Annotated in this window: 10 protein-coding genes, 3 pseudogenes and 1 riboswitch; of the genes and pseudogenes, 2 read left to right on the plus strand and 11 right to left on the minus strand. The window is 50.7% G+C overall.

Going from position 1 to position 13,199, the window contains the following annotated elements:
• Positions 1 to 56: 56 nt before the first annotated feature.
• The 8 genes and pseudogenes from ilvN to OK023_RS02885 form a co-directional block, all read right to left on the minus strand.
• Positions 57 to 350, minus strand: coding sequence for an acetolactate synthase small subunit (gene ilvN / locus OK023_RS02850; protein WP_317694686.1), 294 nt, complete (start codon positions 348 to 350; stop codon positions 57 to 59).
• A gap of 3 nt (positions 351 to 353) precedes the next feature.
• Positions 354 to 2,047 (minus strand): annotated as a pseudogene (gene ilvB, locus OK023_RS02855) (acetolactate synthase large subunit).
• A gap of 110 nt (positions 2,048 to 2,157) precedes the next feature.
• On the minus strand, positions 2,158 to 2,271 hold the full coding sequence (ivbL, locus tag OK023_RS02860) for an ilvB operon leader peptide IvbL (RefSeq protein ID WP_411569382.1): 114 nt from the start codon (positions 2,269 to 2,271) through the stop codon (positions 2,158 to 2,160).
• 88 nt (positions 2,272 to 2,359) lie between these two features.
• Positions 2,360 to 3,064 carry a thiamine ABC transporter ATP-binding protein ThiQ gene (gene thiQ / locus OK023_RS02865; RefSeq protein WP_317694687.1) on the minus strand — a complete coding sequence of 235 codons (705 nt, stop codon included), beginning with the start codon at positions 3,062 to 3,064 and terminating at the stop codon, positions 2,360 to 2,362.
• Positions 3,051 to 4,657: pseudogene (gene thiP / locus OK023_RS02870) on the minus strand (thiamine/thiamine pyrophosphate ABC transporter permease ThiP). Before thiP ends, thiQ begins: the two are co-directional and overlap by 14 nt.
• Positions 4,633 to 5,619, minus strand: coding sequence for a thiamine ABC transporter substrate binding subunit (gene thiB / locus OK023_RS02875; RefSeq protein ID WP_317694688.1), 987 nt, complete (start codon positions 5,617 to 5,619; stop codon positions 4,633 to 4,635). The pseudogene thiP and the gene thiB overlap by 25 nt, the downstream one beginning before the upstream one ends.
• 57 nt (positions 5,620 to 5,676) lie before the next feature.
• Positions 5,677 to 5,806, minus strand: a riboswitch (TPP riboswitch).
• Between the two features lie 37 nt (positions 5,807 to 5,843).
• On the minus strand, positions 5,844 to 7,505 hold the full coding sequence (sgrR, locus tag OK023_RS02880; protein ID WP_317694689.1) for an HTH-type transcriptional regulator SgrR: 1,662 nt from the start codon (positions 7,503 to 7,505) through the stop codon (positions 5,844 to 5,846).
• A gap of 42 nt (positions 7,506 to 7,547) precedes the next feature.
• A complete protein-coding gene (locus tag OK023_RS02885; protein ID WP_317694690.1) occupies positions 7,548 to 7,826 on the minus strand; it encodes a hypothetical protein in 279 nt (92 codons plus the stop codon).
• Here OK023_RS02885 and OK023_RS19125 point away from each other — a divergent pair.
• Together OK023_RS19125 and OK023_RS02895 are read left to right on the plus strand one after the other, a co-directional pair.
• Positions 7,816 to 8,128: pseudogene (locus tag OK023_RS19125) on the plus strand (MFS transporter); the annotation flags it as partial. The gene OK023_RS02885 and the pseudogene OK023_RS19125 overlap by 11 nt on opposite strands.
• Before the next feature lie 353 nt (positions 8,129 to 8,481).
• The gene (locus OK023_RS02895; protein ID WP_317694691.1) at positions 8,482 to 9,954 is read left to right on the plus strand and encodes a DASS family sodium-coupled anion symporter; all 1,473 of its coding nucleotides are present in this window, start codon (positions 8,482 to 8,484) and stop codon (positions 9,952 to 9,954) included.
• 133 nt (positions 9,955 to 10,087) lie between these two features.
• Here the strand turns inward: OK023_RS02895 and leuD are convergent, their stop codons facing one another.
• From leuD to leuB, 3 genes are read right to left on the minus strand one after another with little or no spacing between them, the layout of a single operon-like run.
• Positions 10,088 to 10,690 carry a 3-isopropylmalate dehydratase small subunit gene (gene leuD, locus OK023_RS02900; RefSeq protein ID WP_317694692.1) on the minus strand — a complete coding sequence of 201 codons (603 nt, stop codon included), beginning with the start codon at positions 10,688 to 10,690 and terminating at the stop codon, positions 10,088 to 10,090.
• Positions 10,691 to 10,701: 11 nt separating this feature from the next.
• Complete coding sequence (leuC, locus tag OK023_RS02905; RefSeq protein WP_317694693.1) at positions 10,702 to 12,102, minus strand: 3-isopropylmalate dehydratase large subunit; 1,401 nt, start codon at positions 12,100 to 12,102, stop codon at positions 10,702 to 10,704.
• 3 nt (positions 12,103 to 12,105) lie between these two features.
• Entirely contained in the window at positions 12,106 to 13,197 is a 1,092-nt protein-coding gene (leuB, locus tag OK023_RS02910; RefSeq protein WP_317694694.1) for a 3-isopropylmalate dehydrogenase, read from the minus strand.
• Positions 13,198 to 13,199 lie beyond the last annotated feature (2 nt).

The following is a 13,199-nucleotide window of genomic DNA, read 5'->3' on the forward strand; positions in this document are numbered from 1 at the left end:
GATGTTTTTCAAGCCGCAGTAATATTGACTGCAGCTTGAAATCCAATGGCAGAAGGTTACTGGAAGAATGCTTCTAACTGCTCAAACACGCGAACGTCTTCGTGATGGCGTTTAACCTGAAGCACATCTTCCAGTTTTTCAACCTGGCTGATCATCTGTACTAAACGCTGATCGTCGTCGACGAGCAGCCAAATCCGGCTTTGTGTGCCGTCTTTCAGCGGCAGACAGACAATGCCCTCTACGTTAAATGCGCGACGGGCAAAAAGGCCACAAACGTGAGTCATTACGCCTGGATGGTTGCGTACCGCCAGTTCCAGGATCACCTGTGGATTTTTCTGTAGTGAGTGCATGGCTTATTCTCCAATCATTTCGATATTGGCGGCACCCGGCGGTACCATAGGGTATACTTTTTCGTTGATGTCGATCAGCGCGTGGATCAGGCACGGACCAGGGCGCTGGATCGCAGCCATCAGCGCGGCTTGTGGATCTTCTTCCGCGTTAAGATCGCAAGTATCCAGGCCAAAACCGGCGGCAATTTTCAGGAAGTCGGTGCGTTTAGGGTAAGCCGCAGCAAAGATATGTTGCTGATAGAATAATGTCTGCTGCTGGTGCACCAGCCCTAGCGCCTGATTGTTCATCAGAATGATTTTTATATCTAGATCGTGTTCAACAGCGGTCGCCATTTCCTGAATATTCATCATCAGGCTACCATCACCGGAAAAACACAATACCTTACGTTGTGGTGCGGCAAGTGCGGCACCTATCGCAGCCGGCAGGCCGAATCCCATAGTGCCTAAACCCCGGATGTCAGCCATTGGCGCGCCCGACTAAGTGGGTAAGCCTGTGCGACCCACATCTGATGTTGGCCCACGTCAGTGGTGATAATCGCATTTTCGTCCACGCAGCGAGCAGTGGCTTTTATTAAACCGTAATGGCTTAGAGGATCTTCCACGTTTGGCATATTGAACGGGAACTCACGCTTGAGGTCGTTAACGGTTTTCAGCCATTCACTTCGTGGTTGTGCTTCAATCAGTGGTAACAGTTGTTGCAACACCTGCCCGACATCGGCATGAATAGCGATATTGGCCTGTTTCACTTTGCCGAGTTCGGCACGATCAATATCTACATGGATAATCTTTGCGTTCGGGCAGAACTGCTCGGTTTTACCGATGGCGCGATCGTCGAAACGGGCACCCAGTACAATCAACAGATCGGCTTCCTGTAGGATAAAGTTGGTACTGCGTGCGGCATGCATTCCCAACATTCCCAAAGACAGTGGATGTTCAACAGGCATTGCGCCCAGTGCCATCAGCGTCATGGTGGTGGGCAGGTTTGCACGTTCTGCCATTTCTAGTGCGGGTTGATGAGCTTCTGCACCGATGATCCCCCCTCCTAAATACATTATCGGGCGTTTGGCCTGATTAATCATCGCTGCGGCTTGCTCGACCTGCAGGCGATCAAAGGCAGGGGCTGCGTCAGGTACGGCGATGGGGGGTAACTGGTCCCAGTCAATTTCTGCGGTTTGAACGTCTTTCGGAATGTCGATCCATACTGGGCCTGGGCGACCCGATTCGGCGATACGGAAGGCGTCACAAATCACCTGCGGTAGTTCGCGGATATCACGGACTAGATGGTTGTACTTGGTGATTGGTATTGAAATACCGTAGGTATCAACCTCCTGAAAGGCGTCGGTGCCGATCATTGAGGAGGGAACTTGGCCAGTGATACATACCAGCGGGATTGAATCGAGTTTGGCGTCGGCAATCGCTGTGACCAGATTGGTCGCGCCTGGGCCACTGGAGGCGATGCAAACAGCCGCCTTGCCGTTAGTACGCGCCATGCCCTGGGCCATAAAGCCGGCACCTTGCTCATGGCGAGCCAGTACGTGTTTGATGACGCGGCTTTGACTCAGCGCATCGTACAGCGGTAACGCGGCACCACCGGGAATACCTGCAATGGTAGTAATACCTTGGCGCTCCAGCAGATGAATAATCAACTGCGCACCGGTGAAGCGTTGGCCTTGGTGAGGCGTGCCCGAAATTGCCATGTTCCTATCCTTTCTTAGGGCCGGTTCACATCGCTGGGCAGGGGACTAAAACAAGAAACCCCGCCTGGTTGCGCCGGCGGAGTTTGGGAATCGATACGTTGATTCGGACCCTACGGCGCATTGCCGACGACCACCACCACACGCACGACGACTACCGCGGCTGGTAGCGCGGCAACTAGTAGAGTCGAAGTCAGTGAGGATGCGATCACAGGGAACCTTATCATCAGTAATAAAAAACAGGATTTTATAAAACCACAGGTGCAAAATTCACACAACAGGTTTCTTGGCTCAGCATAAAAAACGCGTGGTAGATCACGATTTGAGTGGGATACCTAACACACGAGCTGCAGACGTAGTGCCATCGATCAATGCCTGAGTGGCACCGTCATAATAAATGCGGCCATCAACTACCAGCAAGGTTCGTGGCGCTATGCGAGCGGCATCGTCAATGTTGTGCGACACCATCAGTAGAGTGAGTTGGCGTTGGCGACACACGTCGTTGAGTAACTGTAACATTTCGCTGCGTAGGGCGGGATCAAGTGCAGAGAAAGGTTCGTCAAGTAACAGAATCGGCTGTTGGCGGATCAGACAACGTGCTAGCGCTGCCCGTTGCCGTTGCCCACCGGAAAGCTGTGAGGGTAATCGCTGCAAATGTCCTTCTAGCCCGACCTGATGGGCAATCTGTTGTAACTGTTTTTTTTGCTCTGTTTTCAATCTCAAGCCTGGGTCTAGCCCTAGGCCGATATTTTGTGACACAGTGAGGTGAGCAAACAGGTTGTTTTCTTGAAACAGCATAGAAACCGGGCGTTTGGCCGGAGATGTGCGGGTATGATCGTGTCCGCCCAGCAGCAATTTTCCACTGGCGGCGGTGAGAAAACCAGCGATCAAACTGAGCAGGGTGCTCTTGCCTGCCCCGCTTGGCCCCAGTACGGCAACGCACTCTCCTGGCCTTATGTGTAGGTCAAAACGCATTGGTAGGTGCTCGTACAGGTAAGTCAGTTTTTCAAGTGTCAGCATGGCGACCCGGTAAACGTTCAATCAGAGAAAACAACAGGAAGCAGAGTAACAATAACAGTAATGCGGTGACGGCTCCGTTATTGCTGCGGTAAGCCCCAATCTGTTGATACAGATAAAAAGGTAGGGTTTTGAACTGCTCGTTACCAAACAAGGCGACTACGCCAAAATCACCAATCGACAGCACACAGGCAAAAGCTAATGCCTGTGCCAGCGGGCGTTTTAGGGCTTTCAGTTCGATCCAGCGTAACCGCTGGTAGCCACGGATATCCAGTGACAGGCACAAGGGATTATAGCGCTCGGCCAGATCGCGCATGGGGTTTTCCAATAGTTTCAACGCGTAAGGTACGGCCATCAATGCATTGGTGATGATTACCAGAGAATAAGGAGATTGAGGCAGACCAGTAGTGTCGTTCAACAGTAGGAAAAAACCGGTTGCTAGCACGATACCTGGCATCGCCAGGATCACCATGCCACTTAGTTCCAGCGTTTGCCCACAGGTAATTTTTTGTCGCAGTTTCAGCTCTCGGCTACTCCACAGTAGCATCATGGTTAACAGGATACACAGCAAGCCAGCGCAGAGCGCAATACGCAGTGAGGTTAAGAGGGCTTGCCACAGTACCGGTTGTTGTAGCACGGTAACGAAGGTCTGATTAGCACCATCAACAATGACGGCCAGCAAGGGAGGAAGCATTAACAAGAGTGTGGCTGCTATTAACAACGTGTCACAGCTACGTTGCCAGACGTTGTCTTCCGGATTGCGCCAGCGTTGGTCGTGGGTATGGCCTACAGGGAGTACTTGGCTCAACCGTTGGCTAATGACTACCAGTCCCAGGCAGCACCCCAGTTGGATCAACGCCAGTAGTGCCCCTCGGCTGAGATCGTAGTCGTAACTCAATGCCTGATAGATAGCCAGTTCGATGGTTGTTGCTTGTGGCCCCCCCCCAGCGAAAGCACGGTAGCGAAACTGGCAAAACAGAGCATGAAAATCAATGCGCTACTGGGCAGGATCTGGCGGCGTAGTGCTGGCCAGTCCAGAAAACGAAACTGTTGCCAGTCGTTCATTCCCAATTGTGCCGCCAATTGGCGTTGTTCAGTAGGAATGTTCTCCAGCGTTTGTAACAGCAAACGTGTGGCCAGCGGTAGGTTAAAGAATAAATGGGCCAGTAGAATACCTTGCAGACCATAAGGAGAGAAACTGTAGTTAACGCCTAACCAACCGCAGATCGTTGCTAACCAGCCTTGTCTACCATAGACGCTCAGTATGCCAAATACTGCCACTAGAACAGGGAGCACCAACGTCATGGCACACAGGCGCAACAGCAGATCGCGGCCAGGAAAGCGCCGACGATAAAGGGCACGGGCCAGCCAGATAGCGGGGATAACCGAAATCAAGGCGGACAGTAACGCCTGCCAAAAGGTAAATCGTACTACGTGCCACAGGTAAGCATCTTGCCATAGACTACGCCAGTCACTGCCCGGTGCATGTCGCCACAGTGACCCGATTGCTGCCAGAGCAACAATCCCGATCAATGTCGCGGCAATCAGCCCTGGCCATAACCAGCAAGGGATCAGTGGCTGACGGCGGTTTGCCATGCACGTATCCAGTTGTTGCGTTGCTGTGCGACTTCTTCTGCGCTGAATTCCAACGCCTTCTGTGGCTGTGTCATCTGTTCAAAACCGGCAGGTAGTTGCGTGTTGATGACGGGATACATCCAGCTACCGGTAGGAATGGTATTCTGGAAAGCCGGTGAAACTATAAACTCCATAAAACGTTCAGCCAGTTCCGGCTGCTTGCTGGCTTTCAACTTTCCTGCCACTTCAATTTGCAGGTAATGTCCTTCACTGAAATTTGCCGATCTATAGTTATCTTTTTTCTCTTCTATCAGGTGGTAGGCGGGGGAGGTGGTATAGCTCAGCACCATGTCGCCTTCGCCTTTCAGAAACAGGTTGTAAGCTTCACTCCATCCTTTAGTCACGGTAACCGTTTTTTTCGCCAGTTTTTGCCAGGCTTGAGGCGCTTCATCACCATACACTTTTTGTACCCAGAGCAGCAGGCCAAGCCCGGGCGTACTGGTTCGCGGGTCTTGGTAGATGATCTTCCAAGGTTGGTCGCTACTGACCAGCTCTTTTAGGCTTTTAGGTGGGTTTTTCAGCTTGTCTTGGTTATAGACAAAGGCAAAGTATCCATAATCAAAAGGTACAAAAGTTTTGTTTTGCCAGCCGCTAGGTATGTTGAGTTTGTTGGTATCGACATTACTGGTAGCGAACAAATCGGTTTGTTGTGCGGCATGCAACAGGTTATTGTCTAGCCCAAGAACTACGTCGGCAGGACTGTTCTTACCTTCCATACGCAGGCGATTGAGTAACGAAACGCCGTCTTCCAAGGCAACGAATTTCAGTTCGCAGTTGCATTCAGCCTCAAAGGCTTTTTTCACCGCGGCACCGGGCCCCCATTCGGCGGCGAAGGCATCATAGGTATAGACCGTCAGCGTTTGCTTTGCCAGCGCTGGCATTGCCGCGAGCAGTAATAGGTAGGGTAGGTATTTTTTGACCACTTTGCACTCCTGAAAAGTAAGGGGCAAAGGTATCTGAAGGCATTGGTAAAAGACATTTAACCCGCCATGCTCAAATCCCTCCGCCGGTATTGACCGGATCAGGTTCGACGGGTGTGTTCTCAGCGGAAAAATACGGCTTGTTTGCCCTATACCAACAGTGTTGTGTTCCGCACCCCGTTGAGACGCTGGCATTATAAAGATTAACTGGCTCTGGTGAAAGGCGATTATGTTTCCGGTGGCGCAAACCAGGCAGATTTAAAATCAAACCAACCGAGGGTGTTCATCCTAACTCCACGCATACTGCGTTGGCCGTGTAGTTGCAGCCAGTGGTGAAACAAGGGATGTAGCTGGTGGCTGCTGACCAGACGCTGACAAAATTCCGCCATTGGCAGGCAGTTCTTGCGCCACAGTGCGGCATCCCGGGTAATATCTTCACTCAGACAGTGTTGGATTAGCGGTAATTCATACAATGTGGCAAACAGTGAAAACTCCAATGGCAGAGTAAAATTGGCGCTACCAAGCCACAGATCGCTTTCTGCACCGCCTTTATGCCAGGTGTCGTAGCTGACGATTTGTACATTAAGTTTGATATCATGCTCGACCAGAAGCGCCGCCATGGCTTGCTGAATGGCATGAAACTCAGAATGCTCGCTGTAGAACGTCAGTGTCAACGCACTCAATCCTGCGGGTTTGGGTTGCAGCCCTAACGCACGATTATGTAACCAGCGAGGCAGAATTCCATAAGCCGGTGCCCAGTAACGCTGATACAACGGGCCAGCGTGACTCAGTAGTGCGATTGGATTGATCAGCTCGCATAGCCAACGGCGGATCTCAGGGGCTGCGGCCAGCATTGAGCGCTGGTCAAACAGCAGGAAGTAGCAACCTTCCTCCAAGCGGCTTTCCAATTCATTATTGCCCGTATCATCCCCTTGCAATTGTACGCCGCAGTGTACTAATGCTTCACTCACTTCCGGTAAGACCCAGATATTGACTTCGTCGATCAGCGCGCGATAGCCAAAATAGTCATCAAAGGCGTGGATTTTCATCTGGCTTTGATGATTGCGTATGACACGATAAGGGCCTGTACCGATCGGATGGCGGGCAAAATCTGGCAGGCTTTGCCATTCACGCGGCAGGATCATGGCATGCACGCTGGCTAACAGCCAAGGAAGCCAATAATCAGGTGTGTGTAAATGCACATCGATAACATGGGGCGTTGGCGAAACAATCTGGCTTATATGGGAAAACAGAGATTGTGGCTTCAGGCGACTCAACGAATAGATAACATCCTCCATTTCCAATTCACGGCCGTGATGAAAATGGATTGCCGGGCGAAGATAAAAGCGCCAATGGAGCGGAGTAATCGTTTGCCAGTGGTGTGATAAATCTGATGTTAGTTCCCCATTTTCCTCATTTACGCGCGTCAAACCGTTAAATATCTGCCTCGCCAGGTGCGTTTCTGAACGGCGTAGTGCCGAACCGGGTAACAGGTTGTAAAGCTGGCGATAGTAAAGAACACGAAGGATATGCTTACCCAGCCGAAAACTGCGCCCTAACTGCGAAAGCAACATCTGGCGTACTGCATTTTTATCCCCGACCAGTTGAACAAGCTGGTCAATGTGATCCTGCTCCAGTAACTCTTCGGCCCACTGTTGTCGCAGAGCCAGACCCGTGTAGTGGAATTTTAGCAGCGAACGCTTCCCGCGTCCTGACTCACTCTGCCAGGTCAGCCAGCCTGCCTGCTGCATGGTCCCTAGAAGAGAACGCATATGGCGACGTGAACAACTGAGCACTTCTGCCAATTCCTGCAGTGTGGTTTCGGTTGGTAAGCCTTGGCAGTACTGCCATAGGCGAATAAATTGCTGTTGTAAGCGCGATGTGGGCATAAAAGAGGAACTCTCAGGCATAATTCGTCAATTTATCTTTCCTTATATTACGCAGATAATTCTTGCAGTTGAAACAGTGCAAAGGCATTCCCTCATTTTTAAAGCTGCGGCGTTGTTGATTGCAACTTTAAAACCTATTTGGTTTATGAGTGTGGCTTCGTTCTGTTTCTCTGAAAAGTGTTTCTGAGTAATGGTGCTTTTCACCAGCCAGTGGGGTAACCCACTGGCATTTTTATCCGCTGTTGACGCTTTCTTCCGGCATTTTCCTTTTGTAGCATAAGCGTTTCGTCTTCTGGTCAGGGATGCTGGTATGAATTTCATGCTTAGGTTTCTACGCCGTTTTAATCCCGTTTTTGCCGCTTCCTGATGATTGCCTTGCTTACCGGTATTGCCGGAGCGCTACAGGCTCCGACGTGAAGACTATTGCTGACCACTTTTGAGCACTTTTGACCACAGAGGTAAAAGTTTGTCCGCTGTGGGTTGGTATGTTTTATACCGCCAATGCCGTCGCCGGGATTATCGTCAGCTTTTTGCTGGCGAAACGATCTGATGCCCATGGCGATCGGCGTAAGCCTATCCTGCTCTGTTGCATAATGACCGCCGGCAACAGCCTACTCAACGCCATCTGTATTAGCATTATTGCCGGGATTGGCATGCTGTATTTTCAGGAGTTAATGCTGGGGAGTCCAGGGAGAGACCACGCTGTTTACCAACAGTATTTCTACCGGGGTAATCCTGGCAGGGGTATTACAAGGGACACAACCTAAGATGGTTTATTGGCTGCTCACCGTGCTGGCTCTGTTGGCTCTGTGGATGTGTGCCAAGGTGCGATAAGTGTAACATGATGTTAATTGATGAAGGTCATTGATAACGTTGCCCCCTGTTTACTAAGATAAATGAGCTCAGAGTGCGAACTCCGCGCTCTATTTCCATCTTGGTAACAAGATGTCGCTCCTTTGATGAACGTGGGTATGTTATGGACAAACTAACACCGCTCAAGCCTGTTCCTTCCCTTTGTGCCATTATCGTCGCGCTGGTCATCTGGTTTGTGATCCCGGTGCCTGCTGGGGTTACTCCTAACGCCTGGCATTTGTTGGCGCTCTTTATTGGTACCATTATTGCCATCATAGGCAAGGCGATGCCGATTGGTGCCGTTTCCATCATTGCCATTGCGCTGGTCGCCGTAACAGGTGTAACCAATCCAGGTAACCCTGGAGCAGCGCTTGATGACGCGTTAAGCGGTTTCTCCAACCAACTGATTTGGTTAATCGGTTTTTCTATCATGATTTCACTCAGTCTGAATAAAACCGGATTGGGTGCGCGCATTGGTTACTATTTCATTTCGTTATTTGGCAAAAAAACATTGGGGGTTGCCTATGCGTTAACTTTGGCTGAAACCGTGCTGGCACCGGTGACGCCAAGTAATACAGCTCGTGGCGGTGGGATTATTCACCCAATCATGAAATCTATTGCCGATAGTTTTGCCTCAAAGCCTGAACTCAATACTTCTGGCAAAATTGGCCGCTACCTTGCACTGGTGAACTACAACATCAATCCGGTTAGCTCTGCAATGTTTATTACGGCAACGGCGCCTAATCCACTGATTGTTAACCTTATCGCTAAAGGCACTGGTTCTGAGTTCGAACTGACCTGGTCGATGTGGGCGGTTGCTGCTCTGGTGCCTGGGATCTGTTCGCTGATAATGGTGCCGTTAGTGGTGTATCTGCTCTATCCACCGGAAATTAAAAGTACGCCTGATGCACCGCGTTTTGCCCTAGAGAAGCTCCAAGCACTCGGTAAGATAACGTTGCCCGAGAAAATTACACTGGGCGTGTTTGCTTTGTTGCTGTTCCTATGGGCAGGGATCCCTGCCATGATTTTTGGCTCGTCGTTGGCAGTTAACCCAACCACTGCCGCGTTGATTGGCCTGGCAGTCTTGCTGGCAACAGGGGTATTGAGCTGGGAAGACGTACTCAAACATAAAGGGGCCTGGGATACAGTCGTCTGGTTTGCCGCATTGGTTATGATGGCAACCTATTTGGGTAAACTGGGCTTGATAGAATGGCTTTCACAAACGGTGGGAGCAGGTATCAAAAGTATGGGAATGAGTTGGGTTGGCGGGACAATTTTACTGACGCTTATCTACCTGTATTCGCATTATTTCTTTGCCAGTGCTACCGCGCACGTTACGGCGATGTTTGCCGCGTTCTTTGCCGCTGGCATTGCTCTTGGCGCTCCCCCTGCGCTGCTTGGCTTGATCCTGGCTTTCTCTTCCTCACTGATGATGTCATTGACCCATTATGGCACCGGTACTGCGCCGATCATCTTTGGTTCGGGTTATACGACATTGGGAGAATGGTGGAAAACCGGTTTTGTTATGAGTGTGGTCAACCTGTTGATCTGGATGGTGATTGGTGGGTTGTGGTGGAAGTGGTTGGGGTACTGGTAATAACACTCGTCTTTCAAACTGTAGGAGTGACTGCTGCTTTTACTCGCACCAGTCACTTGGTTTACCCAGTGACTGGTTTGTTGCTCAGTGGCCGCCTGGCTGTATCTCAAAATCCATTAGTCATTGGCGATGATTAGTTCAGAAATGCGGGTTGCTGCGCTTCAAAGCGAGAGATCTCCGCTTCGTGCTGCAGTGTCAACCCAATACTGTCCAAACCGTTAATCATGCAATGGCGACGGAAGCTATCAATCTCAAATGGGTAGCTTTTGCCGCCAGCGTTCACCGTCTGGTTTTCCAGATCGACAACGAACTTTATGCCTTCGCTTTCTTCTACCAGTTTAAACAGTGCATCGATGTCCTGTTCGGTCAGTGTGACCGGCAGTAACTGGTTGTTAAACGCATTACCGTAGAAAATATCCGCGAAGCTAGGAGCTATCACCACTTTAAAGCCATAATCGCTCAGTGCCCAAGGGGCATGCTCGCGTGATGAACCACAGCCAAAGTTTTCTCGCGCTAACAGAATGCTGGCCCCTTTGTAACGCGGCTTGTTCAGAACAAACTCTGGGTTTGGCTGTTGGCCTGCGTCATCCAGAAAACGCCAATCATTGAACAGGTGTTGACCAAAGCCTGTACGCGTTACTTTTTGTAGAAACTGCTTGGGAATAATGGCGTCGGTATCGACGTTAGCCGCATCCAGAGGCACCACTAAGCCGGTATGTTGAGTAAATTTAGCCACGGTGGTGCTCCTTAGTGTAATTCACGGATATCGGCAAAATGGCCGGTAACAGCAGCAGCAGCGGCCATCGCCGGGCTGACCAAATGAGTTCGGCCACCCCGGCCCTGACGGCCTTCGAAGTTACGGTTGCTGGTAGATGCACAGCGTTCGCCTGGGTTTAGACGGTCATTGTTCATTGCCAGACACATGGAGCAGCCCGGTAGGCGCCATTCAAAACCCGCTTCGATAAAGATTTTGTCTAAACCTTCTGCTTCCGCCTGAGCTTTTACCGGGCCTGATCCCGGTACCACGATAGCCTGAACGCCAGCCGCTACCTTCCTGCCTTTGGCGATGGCTGCCGCAGCGCGCAGATCTTCAATACGTGAGTTAGTACAGGAACCGATAAACACTTTGTCGATGGGAACTTCAGTCAGCTTAATGCCAGGTTTCAGATCCATGTAAGCCAACGCTTTTTCGGCTGAAGCCCGCTCAACGGGATCGCTGAAGGAGTCAGGCGTTGGAATCATCTGATCGACAGCGATAACCTGACCAGGGTTGGTTCCCCAAGTAACCTGCGGGGCGATGTCTTCTGCACGTAAGGTGACAACAGTATCAAATTGCGCATCCGCATCAGATTTCAGCGTGCGCCAATAGGCAACTGCTTGCTCCCAGTTGTCACCGGTGGGTGCAAACTGACGGCCTTTCAGGTAACTGAAGGTGGTTTCATCTGGAGCAACCAGGCCAGCTTTTGCCCCCATTTCAATTGCCATGTTACACAGCGTCATACGGCCTTCCATGGTCAGTTGCTCGATCGCTTTACCACAGAACTCGACAACGTGACCTGTACCACCAGCACTGCCGGTTTTACCTATCACCGCCAACACAATGTCTTTTGCTGTAATGCCTTCAGCGGCATCACCCGTTACTTCAATTTTCATCGTCTTGGCACGTCCCTGTTTCAGGGTCTGGGTTGCCAATACGTGTTCAACTTCTGAGGTGCCAATACCAAAGGCTAACGAACCGAAAGCACCGTGTGTTGCTGTATGGGAATCGCCGCACACAATAGTCATGCCCGGCAGCGTCATGCCTTGCTCAGGGCCGATAACATGGACAATCCCTTGGAAAGGGTGATTCAGGTCGTACAGTGAGACACCGAATTCCGCGCAGTTCTTGATCAGCTCCTGCATTTGAATACGTGCCATTTCACCACTGGCATTGATGTCTTTCGTCTGGGTTGAAACGTTGTGATCCATGGTGGCAAACGTTTTGCTAGGTTGGCGTACTTTACGGCCCATTGCTCGTAGACCATCAAAAGCCTGTGGAGAGGTTACTTCATGTACCAGATGGCGATCGATATACAACAGTGGTGTTTCATTAGGCGCTTCATGAACCACGTGGGCATCGTATAATTTCTGATATAACGTCTTAGCCATGATTTATGCTCCCTGAGCCACAAAGCGGGCAATAATATCACCCATTTCATTCGTACCTATTGCTTTGCCACCACCTGCCAGATCGGCAGTACGATAACCTTGTTCCAATGCCTGATTGATAGCGCGTTCAATTGCATCTGCAGCTTCATCTGCCCCTAGGCTGTAACGCAGCAACAGAGTGGCCGACAGAATTTGTGCTATCGGATTGGCGATATTTTTGCCCGCAATATCTGGTGCAGAACCCCCAGCGGGTTCGTAGAGGCCAAAGCCTTGTTCATCCAGGCTGGCAGACGGCAACATACCCATTGAACCGGTGATCATGGCGCATTCGTCAGACAGAATATCGCCGAACAGGTTAGAGCACAGCATGACATCGAACTGGGATGGATCTTTGATTAACTGCATGGTGGCATTGTCGATATACATATGTGACAGCGACACATTAGGATATTCTTTCGCCACTTGAGAAACCACTTCACGCCACAAAACCGAACTTTGCAAGACGTTAGCTTTATCAATAGACGTGACTTTATGGTGACGTTTACGCGCAGATTCAAAGGCGATTCGCGCAATACGTTCGATCTCAAAGCGGTAATAGACTTCGGTGTCGAAAGCATGCTCATGCATACCTTGGCCTTCACGCCCCTTTGGCTGACCAAAATAGATCCCGCCGGTCAGCTCACGAACGCACAGAATATCGAAACCCCTTGCTGCTATGTCGGCACGCAGTGGGCAAAAGTCCTCTAGCCCCTGGTATAGACGTGCGGGGCGCAGGTTACTAAACAGTTTAAAATGTTTACGCAGAGGTAACAGTGCGCCGCGCTCAGGTTGCTCTGCCGGTGGCAGATGTTCCCATTTTGGGCCACCAACTGAGCCGAATAAAATGGCATCGGCTTGTTCACAACCAGCGATGGTTGCTGCTGGTAACGGTGTGCCATGACGATCGATGGCGATACCTCCAACGTCGTACTCGCTGGTGGTGATGCGGATACCAAAACGCTGGCGGACAGCATCCAAAACTTTATGTGCTTGGGACATTACTTCCGGGCCGATTCCGTCTCCGGGTAAGACGGCAATATGGTAAGTCTTCGTCATGT

It is taken from the genome of Serratia sp. UGAL515B_01, assembly GCF_033095805.1.
Classification (GTDB): Bacteria; Pseudomonadota; Gammaproteobacteria; order Enterobacterales; family Enterobacteriaceae; genus Chania.